At 67.7% G+C, this 14,873-nt stretch carries 19 protein-coding genes; 9 read left to right on the top strand and 10 right to left on the bottom strand.

Annotation, left to right across the window (positions count from 1 at the left end):
- Positions 1-402, bottom strand: a complete 402-nt coding sequence (locus tag KF715_01355; protein MBX3735310.1) for a helix-turn-helix transcriptional regulator — start codon at positions 400-402, stop codon at positions 1-3.
- 152 nt (positions 403-554) lie between these two features.
- On the opposite strand from KF715_01355, the gene KF715_01350 reads away from it, so the two are divergent.
- Entirely contained in the window at positions 555-1,409 is an 855-nt protein-coding gene (locus KF715_01350; protein MBX3735309.1) for an SDR family oxidoreductase, read from the top strand.
- A gap of 3 nt (positions 1,410-1,412) precedes the next feature.
- Here KF715_01350 and KF715_01345 read toward each other — a convergent pair whose 3' ends face one another.
- Positions 1,413-2,120, bottom strand: a complete 708-nt coding sequence (locus KF715_01345; protein MBX3735308.1) for a DNA alkylation repair protein — start codon at positions 2,118-2,120, stop codon at positions 1,413-1,415.
- Positions 2,121-2,242: 122 nt separating this feature from the next.
- Between KF715_01345 and KF715_01340 the strand changes: the two genes are divergently transcribed.
- The 3 genes from KF715_01340 to KF715_01330 are packed head-to-tail and all read left to right on the top strand — an operon-like array spanning position 2,243 to position 4,417.
- Positions 2,243-2,548, top strand: a complete 306-nt coding sequence (locus tag KF715_01340) for a hypothetical protein (GenBank protein ID MBX3735307.1) — start codon at positions 2,243-2,245, stop codon at positions 2,546-2,548.
- Positions 2,545-3,444 (top strand): hypothetical protein, encoded by a 900-nt coding sequence (locus KF715_01335; protein MBX3735306.1) that lies wholly within the window; start codon positions 2,545-2,547, stop codon positions 3,442-3,444. Before KF715_01340 ends, KF715_01335 begins: the two co-directional genes overlap by 4 nt.
- 49 nt (positions 3,445-3,493) lie before the next feature.
- The gene (locus tag KF715_01330; GenBank protein ID MBX3735305.1) at positions 3,494-4,417 is read left to right on the top strand and encodes a pseudouridine-5'-phosphate glycosidase; all 924 of its coding nucleotides are present in this window, start codon (positions 3,494-3,496) and stop codon (positions 4,415-4,417) included.
- Here the strand turns inward: KF715_01330 and KF715_01325 are convergent.
- The 3 genes from KF715_01325 to KF715_01315 form a co-directional block, all read right to left on the bottom strand.
- The gene (locus KF715_01325) at positions 4,414-5,241 is read right to left on the bottom strand and encodes a class I SAM-dependent methyltransferase (GenBank protein MBX3735304.1); all 828 of its coding nucleotides are present in this window, start codon (positions 5,239-5,241) and stop codon (positions 4,414-4,416) included. The two genes, KF715_01330 and KF715_01325, sit on opposite strands and share 4 nt — an antisense overlap.
- A gap of 310 nt (positions 5,242-5,551) precedes the next feature.
- Complete coding sequence (locus tag KF715_01320; GenBank protein ID MBX3735303.1) at positions 5,552-7,048, bottom strand: M20/M25/M40 family metallo-hydrolase; 1,497 nt, start codon at positions 7,046-7,048, stop codon at positions 5,552-5,554.
- A gap of 99 nt (positions 7,049-7,147) precedes the next feature.
- On the bottom strand, positions 7,148-7,546 hold the full coding sequence (locus tag KF715_01315) for a DUF302 domain-containing protein (protein MBX3735302.1): 399 nt from the start codon (positions 7,544-7,546) through the stop codon (positions 7,148-7,150).
- A 125-nt stretch (positions 7,547-7,671) separates the two neighbouring features.
- Between KF715_01315 and KF715_01310 the strand changes: the two genes are divergently transcribed.
- Positions 7,672-8,079 (top strand): group III truncated hemoglobin, encoded by a 408-nt coding sequence (locus KF715_01310; protein ID MBX3735301.1) that lies wholly within the window; start codon positions 7,672-7,674, stop codon positions 8,077-8,079.
- A gap of 7 nt (positions 8,080-8,086) precedes the next feature.
- Here KF715_01310 and KF715_01305 read toward each other — a convergent pair whose 3' ends face one another.
- From KF715_01305 to KF715_01295, 3 genes are all read right to left on the bottom strand, one after another.
- Entirely contained in the window at positions 8,087-8,446 is a 360-nt protein-coding gene (locus tag KF715_01305) for a nuclear transport factor 2 family protein (GenBank protein MBX3735300.1), read from the bottom strand.
- A 97-nt stretch (positions 8,447-8,543) separates the two neighbouring features.
- The gene (locus KF715_01300; protein MBX3735299.1) at positions 8,544-9,425 is read right to left on the bottom strand and encodes a DMT family transporter; all 882 of its coding nucleotides are present in this window, start codon (positions 9,423-9,425) and stop codon (positions 8,544-8,546) included.
- The gene (locus KF715_01295; protein ID MBX3735298.1) at positions 9,389-10,063 is read right to left on the bottom strand and encodes a response regulator transcription factor; all 675 of its coding nucleotides are present in this window, start codon (positions 10,061-10,063) and stop codon (positions 9,389-9,391) included. The genes KF715_01300 and KF715_01295 overlap by 37 nt, the downstream gene beginning before the upstream one ends.
- A gap of 161 nt (positions 10,064-10,224) precedes the next feature.
- Between KF715_01295 and KF715_01290 the strand changes: the two genes are divergently transcribed.
- The 3 genes from KF715_01290 to KF715_01280 all read left to right on the top strand — a co-directional run bounded on the left by KF715_01290 (position 10,225) and on the right by KF715_01280 (position 12,879).
- A complete protein-coding gene (locus tag KF715_01290; GenBank protein MBX3735297.1) occupies positions 10,225-10,500 on the top strand; it encodes a DUF4242 domain-containing protein in 276 nt (91 codons plus the stop codon).
- Positions 10,501-10,534: 34 nt separating this feature from the next.
- Positions 10,535-10,921: a DUF4242 domain-containing protein gene (locus tag KF715_01285; GenBank protein MBX3735296.1), complete on the top strand. Its 387-nt coding sequence runs from the start codon at positions 10,535-10,537 to the stop codon at positions 10,919-10,921.
- Between the two features lie 128 nt (positions 10,922-11,049).
- Positions 11,050-12,879, top strand: coding sequence for an OPT/YSL family transporter (locus tag KF715_01280; GenBank protein MBX3735295.1), 1,830 nt, complete (start codon positions 11,050-11,052; stop codon positions 12,877-12,879).
- 6 nt (positions 12,880-12,885) lie between these two features.
- Here the strand turns inward: KF715_01280 and KF715_01275 are convergent, their stop codons facing one another.
- Positions 12,886-13,236, bottom strand: a complete 351-nt coding sequence (locus KF715_01275) for a hypothetical protein (GenBank protein ID MBX3735294.1) — start codon at positions 13,234-13,236, stop codon at positions 12,886-12,888.
- A 62-nt stretch (positions 13,237-13,298) separates the two neighbouring features.
- The gene (locus tag KF715_01270) at positions 13,299-13,892 is read right to left on the bottom strand and encodes a CDP-alcohol phosphatidyltransferase family protein (protein ID MBX3735293.1); all 594 of its coding nucleotides are present in this window, start codon (positions 13,890-13,892) and stop codon (positions 13,299-13,301) included.
- 37 nt (positions 13,893-13,929) lie between these two features.
- Between KF715_01270 and KF715_01265 the strand changes: the two genes are divergently transcribed.
- The gene (locus KF715_01265) at positions 13,930-14,577 is read left to right on the top strand and encodes a hypothetical protein (GenBank protein MBX3735292.1); all 648 of its coding nucleotides are present in this window, start codon (positions 13,930-13,932) and stop codon (positions 14,575-14,577) included.
- Positions 14,578-14,873 lie beyond the last annotated feature (296 nt).

The following is a 14,873-nucleotide window of genomic DNA, read 5'->3' as shown; positions in this document are numbered from 1 at the left end:
TCAGAGTGGAGTCGCGGCGACGGGCGGCACGTAGGCCCTGCGCGCCTTGCGCACGCGAGCGTGGTTTTCATCCGCCCAACGCACCAGTGGCTTCACTTTCGCGAGGAGCGATTCGCCGAGCTCGGTCAGCGTGTATTCGACTCGCGGTGGGATCGTCGGAAACACTTCGCGCGTCACGTAGCCGTCGCGCTCCAAGGTGCGGAGCGTCTGCGCGAGCATGCGCTGCGAGATATCGCCGATCGCCCGCTTCAACTCCGTGAAACGCAGCGTGCCGCGCTCGAGCGCGCTGAGCGTCAGCAGACTCCAGCGGTCGCCGATGCAATCGAGGACATCGCGGACCGGACAGCGTTCTTCGAGGCCGGAACCCGGTTCGACCGGTGGCAGGGCAAGGGTGGCAGGCATGGCGGGTTGGTTACGGGTGGGTAACCGAGTGACGAAAAACACCCCTCTTGTGGGGACGCGCCCGTCTCGGTATTCTTTCGTAACCAAGGGCGACTCCCGCACCGAAGCAAGCGCCGAGTGCGAACCGCCCGCCCACAACCTCCTCTCCTCCCATGATCGCCATCACCGCCGCCACCGGACAACTCGGCCAACTCGTCGTCGAGCAACTTCTCACCCGCATCCCCGCCGCGCACATCGTCGCCGTCGTGCGCGATGCCGCCAAAGCCGCCCCGCTCGCCGCGCGCGGGGTCGTCGTCCGCACCGCGGGCTACGACGACCCTGTCGCCCTCCAACGAGCCTTCGCCGGTGTCGAGAAGGTTCTGCTCATCTCCGGCACCGATTTCGGCCGTCGCGCGGCACAGCACGCGAACGTCATCGCCGCCGCGCGCAGCGCTGGCGCCGGGTTGATTGTCTACACCAGCTTGCTGCGCGCGAACGCGACGCCACTCAACCTCGGACCCGAGCACCACGCCACGGAGCAGATATTGCAGCAGTCCGGCGTCCCGCACGTGATCCTGCGCAACGGTTGGTATCACGAGAATTACACCGCCAGCATTCCGCCCGCGCTCGCGCACAACGCCTTTGTCGGCAGCGCCGGCGACGGACGTATCGCCTCTGCGGCACGCGCCGACTACGCTGCCGCCGCGGTCGCCGCACTCACCGGCGGCGTGCAGCCCAATCAGACCTACGAGCTCGCGGGCGACCACGCCTACACGCTTGCGGAATTCACCGCCGAGCTCTCGCGCCAGACGGGCCGGAGTATCCCTTACGTAAATCTGCCGGGGGCGCAGTATGCCGAAATCCTGCTGAAGGCCGGACTCCCGCCGCCGCTGGCACACGGCCTTGCTTCCTGGGACGTCGGCGCCTCGCAAGGCGCGCTGTTCGACGATCAGCGGACGCTGAGCCAGCTGATCGGCCGCCCGACGACACCGCTCGCGGACGCCATCCGCGCGGCGCTGCCGCGCTGATCGTCAGCACCGCACTGTCGCCCGCTTCGGCGCGCTCGGCGCGCCGCGGCGGGATTTCATGATGTAGCTTTCAGCGTCGGGGATCCTGCAATCGGTATCGCCGACGTCCACCGCGATGCGGCCAATCTGTCGCGCCGCCGCGATCGCCTTGTCGCCGAGCGGGGCGACGTAGGTGCCGACCGCGATCACGAAGTAATTCATCTGCTGCCGCACGCGATCGGGTTGCGCGTGGATGGTTTTCGTCACGCGCTCCAGCAGTGCGGTCAACAGCTTCATGTCCAGCTCCGCGTCCGCATGCGTCGTGACCCACGCCCCGAGTGTGGACCAGCCGGCTTGCGCCAGCGGCTCCTTTTTCGCATCGATCCAGCGCAGCGCCAGCGCGAGCCCATCCGGGTTTTCCGACGCCACCCACGACACGATCGTGTTCGAGATCATGCGCCACCCGGCCCGGTCCGCCCAAGTCTGCAACTCCCGACGCGACATCTTCGCGCCGTCGGCGACCATCCCGGCGAGGTATTGTGCGTCGCCATTGCCAGTCGCGTAGAGCTCGAGGGCGAGCGACTGGTCGCCTTTGATCTTCTTCGCGATCGTCTTCAGGTCCGCCACCTTCACGCCGAAGAACGGCTCCTTCGCCCCGTGCTTCAGGAAGATCCGCTTCGTCGCCTCGCTGCCCTTCGCCGCCAACGCTGTCATCACGTCGTCGAGTTGCATGGCCGCCGTTACTAGGGTCGTGGTTCCGCGGTGCACGCCAATTTTCGGCGGCGTCGCGGGAACCCGGCGCAGCGCCCGGGAATTCCCTTTAGCTTTCCGCCCAAGTCGACGAATACTGGGCCATGCAACTGCGCTACCCACGCGAGGCTCTTCGCAAAATCATCGAACAGGCCATGGTCTACCAATGCGCCTGCCCGGCTCAGGTCTGCAAGGCGATCGGGCAGATGCGTGAACTGCACAAATACCAGCAAGAGTGCCTCATCGACCAAGGCGCCGATCGCTCCGTGCACGAACGCATCGCGCTCGCCGCCGCCAAGGCCCACGCCGAGCTCGAGCAATGCCTCGCCGACGTTCTTCGCCTCGAAGGCTGGAATGCCGAGACCCTCGAGATGCCGTCCGACCTCGCCAAACGTCGGCGCGCGCCGTGAACGCGACAGCACCGCACATCCTCTGCATTGGCTCGGTGCTCTGGGACATCATCGGCCGCTCGCCCCACAGCATGCCCCACGGTGCGGATGTGCCCGGCCGCATCACGCGCGTGCCGGGCGGCGTTGCCCTGAACATCGCCCTGACGCTGCGCCAACTCGGACTGCAACCCGCCGTGCTCACGGCGCTTGGTTGCGACGACGAAGGCGACGAGCTCATCGCCGTCTGCCAGCGCCGCGGAATCGATACGCGATTCGCCTTCCGCTCTCCGCACCAGCCGACCGATCGCTACCTGGCGGTCGAGGACAACCAGGGCCTCGTCGCCGCAGTCGCTGACGCGCACTCCCTCGAAGCGGCCGGCGACCGCATCCTCGCCCCGCTGGCGGACGGCCGGCTCGGCAGCGAGGAGCGCCCCTGGCGCGGTCTCATCGCGCTCGACGGCAATCTCACGGCGGCGCTGCTTGCCGAGATCGCATGCTCGCCATTGTTCGCGGCGGCGGATTTGCGCGTGGCACCTGCGAGTCCGGCCAAAGCCGAGCGTCTGCGGCCGGTGCTCGGCCACCCTCGCGCCACCTTTTACGTCAATCTCGAGGAAGCCTGCGTGCTGTGCGACACGCGCTTCGACGACACCACCGCGGCGGCGCATGGTCTGCTCGAACGCGGTGCCGCGCGCGTGCTCGTCACGGCCGGCGACCGTGCGTGTTGCGACGTCCAGCGCGGGGCGGACTTCATCTGTGGCACGCCGGAAAAGGTCCGCGTCCATCGCGTCACCGGCGCCGGCGACGCCTTCATGGGCGCGCACATCGTCGCGGAGCATGCCGGAGCTGACCGGCGAACCGCGCTGGCGGCCGCGTTGCGCGCCGCGAGCGCCCACGTCATGGGCGAAATCGGCACGTGAGGAACGCCTTGGCTTCCGCGCGCGAATGCCGTCACATGGCGCTCATCGCATGATGCTGCCGCTGCAATTTTCCGCCGAAGTCGAAGCCGCCCGCGTGGAGCGCCGTCCGCTGGTCGCGCTCGAATCGACGATCATCACGCACGGCATGCCCTACCCGCAGAACGTCGCCACTGCACGCCGCGTCGAGGCCGAGGTGCGCGCTGCCGGCGCCGTGCCCGCCACGATCGCCGTCATCGACGGCCGCATTCACATCGGCCTGAGCGACGCGGAACTCGAGCAACTCGGTCGCGCCCGCGACGTGATGAAGCTCTCTCGCGCCGACCTCGCCGTGTGCGTCGCCACCGGCCGCACCGGCGCGACAACGGTTGCGGCGACGATGATTTGCGCGCGGCTCGCCGGCATTTCCGTGTTCGCCACCGGTGGCATCGGCGGCGTCCATCGCGGCGCCGAGTTGTCGTTCGACGTTTCCGCCGATCTCCGCGAACTCGCGGAAACGCCCGTCTCCGTAGTGTCTGCCGGTGCCAAGGCGATCCTCGATCTGCCCAAGACACTCGAGGTGCTCGAGACGCTCGGCGTGCCCGTCATCGCGGTCGGCCAGGACGAGTTTCCCGCTTTCTGGTCGCGCTCCTCCGGGCTGCGCGCGCCGCTGCGTCTCGACCGCGCGACCCAGATCGCCGCCGCGCACATCCAGCGCGCGCGTCTCGGATTGCCGGGCGGGCAATTGGTGGCGAATCCGATTCCGGCGGCCGCGGAGATTCCGCGCGCTGTCATCACGCCGTTCATCGAGCGCGCGCTCGCCGAGGCGGCCGAACGCCGCATCGCGGCGAAGGCCGTGACGCCCTTCCTATTGCAGCGTCTCTTCGAGCTGACCGACGGACGCTCGCTCGAGGCGAACATCGCACTGGTCCTGAACAACGCGCGCTTCGGGGCGGAGATCGCGCGCGCAATCTCCGCCGCCAGCGCGACGAGTTAGACCCGCACGGTCACCCGCATGAACGTCGCGGGGATTTCCACGCCGCCCTTGCCGGGGCGATTGTGCTTCTTCGCCTCGGCCACGAGTTCGCGCTGCAACTCGTCGGCGCGACCGTTTTTCTCCGCCGCAGCAAAGGCATTCATGGTCGGGCCGTAGAACCGGCGGAACACGTCGATGAAGCCCTCGGGCGTCAGGTTTGCGGAACGAAAGAAGAATGTGTCGCGCGCGAAAGTCACGCTCTGCACCGGCACGCCGGCCTGCGCGAACCGTTCCGTCACGTGCGATTCGACGCCCCACAGCATCGGACTGACGAAGTCCGCGGGCGGCGGCGGAGTGAACGCCGCGCTGATCCGCAGCAGCTGCGATACGAAGGACGTGGGGTCGTTCGGAATCCAATTTCCCATCACGATCCGCCCACCGGGCTTGGTCACGCGCACCATCTCCCGCGCCACATCGTTCGGCTTCGGCGCGAACATCGCTCCGAACACGCTCAGCGTCAGGTCGAAGGTGCCGCTCGCCACGTCGTCGAGGCGGCAGGCGTCGCCGTGGCGGAACGTGAGCCGCGTGAGTCCTTCGGTCGTTGCGCGGCGGTTGCCCGCGGCGACCAGATTGCGCGCGATGTCGATGCCATGCACCTCAGCGCCGAGCCGGGCGAGCGGGACGGCGGTCGTGCCGTCGCCGCAGCCCAGGTCGAGCGCCCGCAACGGAGCGCCAAGGTCGAGCGAGCGCACCAAGGCCTCGCCGGAGTCGCGCATCGTCGCAGCGATGGCGGTGAAGTCGCCCTTTTCCCAGAGCGCCTGGTTAGGATTCGTGGATTGTTCCATGCGCGTGAACGTGCGCGCCCGGCAGCGGCTGTAAACGGCGTGGCGTTTCGTCTTCCGCCTTGGGCCGAGCGGCCCGAATAATGCTGGCCCGTTCCGCTGCGAAATCACCACGCGCTCGCGACCAGTGGAATCGAAGGCCGGGAGCCGCGCGCTTCTTGCTTCCGGTTGAGGGGCTCTCCGGAAACGGGTTTTCACCGCAGGCAGCGCGCTGGCACGCGCCCATTGCGCTCTGGGGCGCGGCCAAGGTCGCGGACTACGGCTTCGGCAAAGCGCGTCTCAGAAAAACCTCTGGAGGGCGCGCGGATCGCGCTTACTTCGCCAGTTCGTAGAGATACTCGGCGAAGGAGAGCGTCATGCCGTCGTATCCCTGGACCTGCGGATTCGCCGACTCGATCACGAGATACTCGTCCGGCGCATGCGCACCGCCGCCGTGGCCGAGACCGAAGTGGCCGGCGGCGAGATTCAGCGGGGCGTCGGTGAAAATGTAGCCGGGATAGGACCCCGCGAGGCGCGGCCAGAGAATCGCCTCGACGCCGTTGCGCTTCAGGACGGCGAGCTGCGCTTGAATCAACGGCGCGCTCGAGGGCGTGGCCGTCGGGCTGTAGCCGCCGGTGTAGTTCACTTCGATGTCGCCGAAGCCGCGTTTCGCGAGGTGCGCCTTGAGCTTTCGCACGGCTTCGTCGGCGGTCTGATTCGGCACGAGGCGGAAATCCAGTTTCGCGGACGCCTTCGTGGGCAGCAGCGTCTTGCCGCCGGGGCCGGTGTAGCCGCCGTAGATGCCCTCGATGTTGACCGTCGGCTGCGAAACGTAGTGTTCCATCGCCGCGGCGAACGGCCGATCCGCGATCCACTTGCTGCTGGCCGACGCGACCTTCATCTGACGCTCGCGCGTCGGGCCTTTCACGGCGTTCGCAAGAATGCCCTTTTCCTCCTCATTGAGCGGGCGGACATTCTCGAACCAGCCGTCGATCGCCACGGTGTTGCCGTCGGCGGCCACGAGCGTGTTCAACGCCTGCACGAGATGCCACGCTGGGCTGTCGACGAGCGATTTGAAGGACGAGTGGACGTCGCGCGTCGGGCCGCGCCCCCAGGCGGCGCCGCTGGAGGTGAGTTCGACTTCGATCACGCCCTTGGCGCCGAGATTCACCGTGACCGAGCCGTCGAGGCTCTGCGCGGGAAAGGGCATCCACACGCCGGTGCACTTCGCGAGCGCGGCTTGCACGTGGGGCTGGTGGACGATTTGCGCGATGTGCGGCGAGCCGATCTCCTCCTCGCCTTCCGCGACGAGAACGAGGTTCACCGGCAGCTTCTTGCCGGCGGCGCGAAACGACTCGATGGCTGCGAGGAATGCCGACTCCGGGCCTTTCTGGTTCGTGGCGCCGCGCCCGATCATGACTTTGCCGTAGCCCTGCTTCTCGACGATGCGGCCCTCGAGTGGCGGCGAGGACCACTCCTGCGGGTCGAACTGCTTCACATCATACATGAAATAGATGCCGACCGTCCGGGGCGCTCCGGCATCGAGCGTGGCGAAGACGCCGGGTTTGCCGTCGGTCGGGATTACTTCGGTGTGCTGAAAGCCCACGTCGCGCAGCATGGCCGCCATGCGCTCCGCGCCGTCCGGATATCCGCGGTTCTCCGCCGCGATCGCGGGATGCGCGATCCACTCCTGCAATCGCGCGATGGCGCGGTCGTGGTTCTTCGCGATCTCGATTTTCAGTGCGGCGAAATCCGCCGCGTCATCCGCCCGCGCCCATCCAAACGAACCCGCCATGGCAACGGCGGCCGACAAGAAGAGACGTCGCATCATGCCGGACGACGATGCGTCCCCGGAGCGGCCCCGCAACGGCAAAGCTCGGCGTCGATTCCAGCCGCGCGCTCCGACGGTCGGCGCGCGCGGGCGCAGTCTTCAGGCGCGGCAGGTCTCGTCCATGATGCGGACGAGCGTGTCCTCGACTTCCTGCGCCGTCGCAGCCGCGCCCGGGGCGTTGAACATGCCGAGCATGGCAGAGGGCTTGATCGTCGCGAGCACCGTGCGGCCGTTTTCCTCGTAGACGGAGATACGGCACGGCAACGCGGTGGAAATCTCGATGTCGTGACCGAGCACGACGGCTGCGTGCTTCGGGTTGCAGATCTCGACGACGCGGCATTCGCGGGGGAACGGCACTCCCTTGCTCTCCATCTTCTCGCGGAGGTTGTGATAAGCCTGCACGCCGAACTTGTGCGCGGCAGAAACTTCCTGGAGGCGGGCGCAGGCGGTTTCGACGGTCTGCGGGCTGGTGCGGGTGATGAGCAGGGCGTTGGACATGGCGATGGGGGTTGCCGGCAAGCTGGCAGATTTTCACGGCACGGGGAACGCGATTTTCCGTCCGCCCGCCGCCGCACGAACCGATTTTGCCATGACTCCTCGTGGAATCCGGCTTCGCTCGCGCCATGGACGCACCGGCCTCTTCCCTGTTTGCCCGCCTCGGCGGCCGCCCGCACCTGCTGCAGTTGCTGCGGCACTTCTACGCCGACGTCCGCCAGCACCGGGAAATCGGCCCGATCTTTCTCGCCCAAATCGACGACTGGCCGGCCCACCTCGAGAAGATCGCCGACTTCTGGTCGAACGTCACCGGCGGTCCGGTGCGTTATGGCGGCGGGATGCCGCGAAAACACTTCCCGCTCGGACTCGAGGCGCGGCATTTCGAGGTTTGGCTCGACCTCTGGCGGCGCAACTGCCGCGCGCAGCTTCCCGCGGTGGAAGCCGAGGAGATGATCCGCGCCGCAGAGGAGATCGGCCAGCGCCTGCGCGACATGATCGCCCAGCACGCCGCCGTGCGGCCGTCGCCCGAGTCCTGAAGCGGACTCAGTAGTGGAACTGCTCGGAGACGACCTTGCCGTCCTTCACGTCGTAGACGCAAAGCTCGGCCATCTGCATCCGGCCCTGCCCCTTCATCGTCACGTCCATGCTCATCGTGCAGGCAAACGAGTTCGTCGCGACGACCGGCTCCGACACGCTGAGCGCGTGCAGGGTCTCGATCATGGCATCGAACTGGCGGCCTTTCTGAATGATGGCGGCGAGACCGCGCGTCTCCTTTTCAAAGGCCGGCGTCTTGCTCGGTTCGATGCTGATCGCGTCGTCGGCATAGAGTTCGCGTTGGGCGGCCTCCCACTTGGCCTGGCGGCAGTGGGCGACGAGTTTCTGGGCGATTTCGACAGTGGTCATGGCGGGCGTGACGAGGGTTGAAGCGTGATTGCGTCGCCACTCTAGCACGCGCTCCTGACAACCTCGTGTCAGGAGACGCTGATGCCCTCGCGGGCCGCTACCCTCGCCCGCCACGCCGGACGGTCAGCCACATGCCACCGAGCACCAACGCCCCCGACAACCCGAGTTGCCAAGACAGCTCCTCGCCGAGCAAGAGCACTCCGCCGGAGGCGGTCAGCACCGGCACCAGCAACTGAAATGTTCCCGCCTCGATCGGTGAGAGCTCCGGCAGCACCCGAGCCCACAAGGCGTAGGAAAGTGCCGTCGTGACCGCGCCCATGAATACGCCCAGCGCGATGCCGCTCGCCGACCACACCAGCGCATCGCGCTCCACCCAGGCGAGCGCCGGCAGCAGCAACGCGACGCCCAGAAAGGCTCGCGCGTTGGCGGCCAGCGGACTGGAGCGGCGACGGAGCAGGAGCGAATATCCGCCCCAAGTCGCACCGGTCAGCGCCAGCAGCCCCACCCCGAGCGGCGTCGATCCCTTGACCTTGCCAAAGGCCAGCACTCCCACGCCCGCCAACGCCAGGACGGCGCCGCCCAGCGCGCGCCGCGTGGGTCGCACGCCGCCCGCCACTGTCATCGTGAGAATCACGAGCGCATAAAAGACGAAAGTTCCCGCGGCAGCCGTGATGAACCGATAGCCATAGGAAATCGCCGGTGCGTAACCGGCCAACGCGAGCAGCAGCGGCCAGTCCGTCCATCGAGGCACCACTTCGGACGCCCGGCCGTAAATGGCGAGGATGACCGCGAGCATCGCCGCGCCGGCGGCGAAGCGCGTGATCGTCACCGCCGCCGGGTCGAGCAGGTGGCGACTGACGAGGAGGCGCGTCAGCAGGCTGTTCGCGGCGAAGCACGCGAGCACCAGCAAGACCCAAAGAAGCGTGGCAGGCCGGCGCACGTTCAGGTGCCGCGCTCTCGCAGCCACGTCGACGCGCAAGCGAGGAGTTCCTGGTGCGAGTCGAGCGCGAGCTTGTTCTTGATATTCTCGCGGTGGGTTTCGACGGTCTTCACCGAGACGCCGAGCCGCTCGGCAATCACCCGCGTCGGCAACGGCAATCCCACAAGGCGAAACACCTGCAGCTCCCGGTCGGTCAATTGCGCATCGATGCCATCGCCCGTGCGCCGCACCGGGCCGCTGTCCGCGAACATCAAACTCGAGACGATGGCGGGCACGACGAGCCGGCCTGCCGCCACCTCCCGCACGGCGCGGAAGAGCGAGGTTACGGCGTCGCGCTTCGAGATGAACGCGCGGGCACCGGCCCGGAAGGCGCGCAACGCGTAGACGTCCTCCGACTCGAGCGTGAACACGACGATGCGCACGTCGGGCGCGAGGACGCCGAGTTCCTTGATCAAGGCCAGCCCATCGGCTTCGCCCAACATCAGGTCCATCACCACGACCTGCGGCGCACGACGGAGCACGAGTGCCTTGAGCTCGTTCGGCGTCGCGGCGCTGTCGACGGCAGCGAGGTCGCACTCGTCGCCGACGAGGCGCACCAATCCCTCGCGTAAGGCGGGACACTCGTCGGCGATGGCCAGGGTGAGACGCGGTCGGCAGGGTTCGTGGGCTTGGACCATGGCGCGCAACAAAGCGCGGTCGGTCCATACAGCAAGCAATCAGCACTTTTTCGCCAGGCGTGGCACTTTTCGCTCAGGAACCGCCCGACTGGCGAATCAGGGGCGCGCCCCGATGCCGGTGCGCCTGGTTCTGCTAAGGTCGGCGCATTCCTTTCCCTCTTATGCCCAAATACGTCATCGAACGCGACATCCCGGCCCTCGGGGCCTTCACGCCCGCCCAACTCGGCGAGGCCTCCCGCAAATCCTGCAACGTCCTGCACGAACTCGCACCCCGCGTCCAGTGGGTGCAGAGCTATGTGACGGGCGACCGCATGTATTGCATCTACATCGCCGCGAACGAAGAGGCCGTGCGCGAGCACGCTCGCCGCGGCGGCTTCCCCGCGAACCGCGTCTCCGAGGTGAAGGCGATCATCGATCCCACCACCGGCGGCGACTGAGTCACTCAACCCTGCCCATTTCATCCCCACTCCCATGAAAGCACTTCCACGCTCCCTCCGCTCCCTCCTGCTCGCCGTCGCGGCCTGCGTCGCCCTCGGTTCCGTCTCCGCCGCCGAACAACCCAAACCCGAGTCGCTGCCGTCCGGCCTCAACATGTATGTGATCGAGCGCACCATGCCCGGCCTCGGCAAGCTCACGCCCGCCGAGTTGAAGGCCGCCTCGCAAAAATCCTGCGGCGTGCTCCGCGACCTCGGCGGTCAGGTCACCTGGCTCCAGAGCTACTGCACCGGCGACAAGATGTTCTGCGTCTATCTCGCCCCGAATGAGGCAATGGTGCGCGAGCACGCGCAGCGCGGCGGCTTCCCGGCGGACGCCGTGCTCAAGGTCAACACCATCATCAGCCCGAAGACCGCGGAGTAATCCGTTTTGCTGTCAGTGTGCCACGTCGGCCGGTCTGCTCGCGCGGACCGGCCGGCTTATTTTCCGCGTCCCGGAGCGCGGGGCTTGCGCGGGCCCGCACCGGCGGCATCGTCGGCGGGATACCTCCCATGTCGGACCCCGTCGCCGCCCCCGCCCCTGCCTCTCCGGATTCGCCCCGCGAAATCGAGTGGCTGAAACAAACCTACCAGCCGAGCGCCATCAACCTCACCGCGCGCGGCGTCATCGTCGGCATGCTGATCGGCGCGGCGATGAGTCTCTCGAATCTCTACGTCTTCTTCAAAACCGGCTGGAGCATCGGCGTGACGCTCACGGCCTGCATCGTGGCCTTCGCGGTGTTCCAGGCGCTCCAAGGCTTGCGGCTCACGAAGAAACCGCTCACCGCGCTCGAGAACAACGCGCTCAGCACCGTCGCCTCCGGCGCGGGCTACATGACCGGCGGCGGCAACATGGCGGCGTTCGGCGCCCTGCTCATGGTCACGACCGTGCGGCCGGAACCGCTGCCGATGATCGCGTGGTTCGCGGTGATCGCGGCGCTCGGCGTCTTCGCCGCCATCCCGATCAAGCGCCAGCTCATCAACCAGGAAGGCCTGTCGTTTCCGACCGGCACCGCGACCGCCGAGACGATCAGCTCGATCCACGGCGCGGCCGCCGGTGGCGGAGCCGACAAGGCCAAGTGGCTCGGCCTCGCCGCGGCGTTCGGCGCCGTGCTGACGCTCCTGCGCGACGCCTTCAAACTGCTCCCGACGCAATGTGCGATTCCGTTCGCGAAGCTCGGCGGCCGTTCCCTCGCTGAGTGGACGCTCGCGCTGAAGGTCGAGGTCGTGCTCTTCGGCGCGGGCGCGCTCACCAGTTTTCGCGTCGGTTGGTCGCTGCTGTTGAGCGGTCTGCTCACCTACGGCGTGCTCGCGCCGGCGCTCGTCGAGCGCGGCATCGTCACCTCGGTGAGCTACAAGGGCATCGTGGCGTGGACGCTGTGGCCGGGCGCGGCGATCCTGGTGGCGTCGGGCATCACGTCGTTCGCGCTCGATTATCAGAGCATCCTCCGCGCGTTCACCGGCATCGGGCGCATCTTCCGCCGCACGAAGGAAACCGAGCAAGGCATCGCGGCCGTCGAGTGCCCCGAATGGTGGTTTCCCGCGGGCTTCGTGCTACTGTCGCCGCTCGTGATTTTTCTGATGACACGGCTGTTTCAAATTCCGCTCTGGGCCTCGCTGGTCGCGGTGCCGCTGGCCGTGATCATGGGCTTCGTCGCCGCGCGCGTCACGGGTGAGACCGATGTCACGCCCACCAAGGCGCTCGGACCCGTCACGCAGGTGCTCTACGGCGTCATGTCGCCGGGCAATCTCACGGGCAACATCATGTCCGCGAACGTCACCGGCGGCATCGGTCTGCACGCCGCGGATCTGCTCACTACCCTCAAGACCGGCTGGCTGCTCGGCGCGAAGCCGCGGCACCAGTTCTACGCGCAACTCTTCGGCGTCGTCGCCGGCGCCATCGTCATCGTGCCCGCGTTCCGCCTGCTCATCCCCGATGCCAGCGTGCTCGGCGGCGAAGACTGGCCGGCGCCCTCGTGCGTCGTCTGGGCCGGCGTCTCGAAGGCGTTTTCCGGCGGTCTCGCGGCGCTCCACCCGAGCGTGAAGCCCGCGATCGCCGTCGGCCTGTTGCTCGGCGTCGCCATGGCGCTGTGGGACAAGTTCGCGCCGAAAAAAATCCGTCCGCTGCTTCCCTCGCCCGCCGGCGTCGGCATCGCGATGGTGTTGCCCGGCAGCAATTGCATCGCGATGTTCCTCGGCGCGGCGTTCGCCGAGCTCATGCGGCGCTGGAAGCCGAGTCTCGCGGAAAAATCCGTCGTGCCGATCGCCTCGGGGTTCATCGCCGGCGAGAGCCTGATGGGCATCGCCATCATGGCGTGGGACCAGCTCAAACGCTTTCTCTGAGCCGGCTCACTCGAGCCAAGCGCCGCCGAGCCACACCAGCGCGAGGATCGCGGAGAACAGCGCGAACGATAGCGTCGCACTCATCGTCAACGCCAGCGCCACCGCGCCTACGGCGTCGAATCGACGCGCAAAGGCGCCGCGCCACAGCATGCGCACGCCCGCCGCCAGCGCGACCAGTGTCGCGACCACAATCGCGCTGCTCAACGGCCGCGCGGCGCCCGGCGTCGCGAGCCACCCCAGTCGCCCCGCGGCGGCCAGCAGCAGCGTGCCCGCGCCCATCGCCGCGACGACAAAGACGGCTCCGTGCACGAGGGCGTTTTTTCGGACTTCGAGATCGGCAGGGGTGGGCTTTGACATCGTGGCACGTTCGCGTCGCTCCGCGCTCCGCGCGAGCCGTTTCTACGCGCGGGAGTCGGTCGTCAGATCTTCGGCACGCGCAGCGTGCTGATCATCGCGCTGCCACTCAGCGCGAACAGGATGGTCAGCGGATGCAGCCCGAGTCCGCCAATCGTCCATTGCCCGAGCCAGAAGTCGTCTCCGAGTTTCCCGGCGAAATGCAGGAACGCGAGGAACAGCACCAGAAACACGCTCGTGGGAATCGGCGTGCCCTCGAAATACTTCACCTTCCCCGACTCGTCCGCCAGCGCCGCGGCCGTGGCGTTGAACCGCGCGAGGCGGCTGATGCCGCAGGCGACGAAATAGAGCAGGATCGCCACGTCGAGCGCCCCGCGCATCCCGACCGCAAAAGCAATCGCGGCCGGCGCCAACCCGAAGGAGATCACATCCGCCAGCGAATCGAGGTCTGCGCCCAGGAACGACGATTTGCGCCGCCACCGCGCCACCCGCCCGTCCGCGAAGTCCAGGACGAGCGCCACTGGGAGCAACGCCATCGCGCCGACCAGCCAGCGCGAGTCGCGCGTCACGAGATACTGCATCGCCGCCAGCACCGCGCCGCTGCCGCACGCGCCATTGCCGAGCGTGAGAAAATCCGCGGCGACGAACGAGCGGATCAACGAAAACGGCTTGGGGCGTTCGCGGGAGTCGGTGGGCATGGCAGCGCCGCGAACCTTACCCGCCATGCGGCGGGCAACACAGCCCGAAATTGCCGGATTTGGCCGACGCGACGCGGCCGAAGCCGGTCACTCTCGGATTGGCAATCGTCTCGGCCCGGGCGACACTCGCGCCATGCAGTCGCTCGCCCCATCGACTCGGATTGGCGTGGTCGTGATCGGTTATTTTCTGGCGGCAGCGGTCGCTTTTCTGGCCGTCCTGCTGCGCCAGCATTTCATGGATCCGGCCGACGCACTGGCTTCCAGCGGCATGCATGCGTGGGGCGACGTCATGATGTTCGTCGAGGTGTTCTGCATTGTGGGACTCGTGCCCACCACGCTCGCGCTTTTCTGGTTGCGCGCGGTGCCGCGGTTCTGGCGCGGGCTCGCATTCGTGGCTGTCGTCGTCGCTCTGACCGGGCCCGCGTGGCTCGCGCTCGCGGCGGTCAGCGCCCCGCAGTCGTTCTGGGCCATCGCCGCTCCGTTGCGAGTCATGGCGATGCCGGTGGGCGGCGGATTTTGGTTCGTCGGTGGCGTCTTTGCTCCCGCGAAACGTGAACGCTGGTTGCTCTGGGGCGCGGCGCTCATCGAGGCGACAGGCTTTGTCGTCACCGTGCTGGTGAAGATCGTCGTTCCGCTCGCGCGTTGACCACGCGGCGGTGGTTGTGCCGCTGGCGAGCTGACTTGGCTCCGAGGGTTCGCGCGGCTCCTCCCGTCGGCCAAAGCCCGTTTGAACGGAAGTGGCCGCGGGAGGAGACGCGGATTGCCGGGGATGAACCCTTGAAGCATCGCTCGCCCCGAGGGCGAGGAGCACCCGGCAGATGGCCTGGAGAGAGAGGACGCGCGGCCCGCGACATCGGATCGCGCGTCTGGGAAAGTGTTGGCCGCCGCTCGGCAGGGAGTTTGCACTCGACCTGCCGAGCGGCGACCACGACCGCGATGTCC

It is taken from the genome of Candidatus Didemnitutus sp. (assembly GCA_019634575.1).
GTDB lineage: Bacteria > Verrucomicrobiota > Verrucomicrobiia > Opitutales > Opitutaceae > Didemnitutus.
This window is presented reverse-complemented; position numbering and strand designations above follow the sequence as displayed.

Excerpts from the sequence above, each read along its gene's own strand:
- KF715_01325 (MBX3735304.1), bottom strand. The coding sequence starts at position 5,241 with ATGGAACAATCCACGAATCCTAACCAGGCGCTCTGGGAAAAGGGCGAC.
- KF715_01310 (MBX3735301.1), top strand. The coding sequence starts at position 7,672 with ATGGACGCACCGGCCTCTTCCCTGTTTGCCCGCCTCGGCGGCCGCCCG.
- KF715_01295 (MBX3735298.1), bottom strand. The coding sequence starts at position 10,063 with ATGGTCCAAGCCCACGAACCCTGCCGACCGCGTCTCACCCTGGCCATC.
- KF715_01275 (MBX3735294.1), bottom strand. The coding sequence starts at position 13,236 with ATGTCAAAGCCCACCCCTGCCGATCTCGAAGTCCGAAAAAACGCCCTC.
- KF715_01315 (MBX3735302.1), bottom strand. The coding sequence starts at position 7,546 with ATGTCCAACGCCCTGCTCATCACCCGCACCAGCCCGCAGACCGTCGAA.
- KF715_01290 (MBX3735297.1), top strand. The coding sequence starts at position 10,225 with ATGCCCAAATACGTCATCGAACGCGACATCCCGGCCCTCGGGGCCTTC.
- KF715_01330 (MBX3735305.1), top strand. The coding sequence starts at position 3,494 with ATGATGCTGCCGCTGCAATTTTCCGCCGAAGTCGAAGCCGCCCGCGTG.
- KF715_01340 (MBX3735307.1), top strand. The coding sequence starts at position 2,243 with ATGCAACTGCGCTACCCACGCGAGGCTCTTCGCAAAATCATCGAACAG.
- KF715_01320 (MBX3735303.1), bottom strand. The coding sequence starts at position 7,048 with ATGATGCGACGTCTCTTCTTGTCGGCCGCCGTTGCCATGGCGGGTTCG.
- KF715_01265 (MBX3735292.1), top strand. The coding sequence starts at position 13,930 with ATGGCAGCGCCGCGAACCTTACCCGCCATGCGGCGGGCAACACAGCCC.
- KF715_01305 (MBX3735300.1), bottom strand. The coding sequence starts at position 8,446 with ATGACCACTGTCGAAATCGCCCAGAAACTCGTCGCCCACTGCCGCCAG.
- KF715_01350 (MBX3735309.1), top strand. The coding sequence starts at position 555 with ATGATCGCCATCACCGCCGCCACCGGACAACTCGGCCAACTCGTCGTC.
- KF715_01280 (MBX3735295.1), top strand. The coding sequence starts at position 11,050 with ATGTCGGACCCCGTCGCCGCCCCCGCCCCTGCCTCTCCGGATTCGCCC.
- KF715_01355 (MBX3735310.1), bottom strand. The coding sequence starts at position 402 with ATGCCTGCCACCCTTGCCCTGCCACCGGTCGAACCGGGTTCCGGCCTC.
- KF715_01285 (MBX3735296.1), top strand. The coding sequence starts at position 10,535 with ATGAAAGCACTTCCACGCTCCCTCCGCTCCCTCCTGCTCGCCGTCGCG.
- KF715_01345 (MBX3735308.1), bottom strand. The coding sequence starts at position 2,120 with ATGCAACTCGACGACGTGATGACAGCGTTGGCGGCGAAGGGCAGCGAG.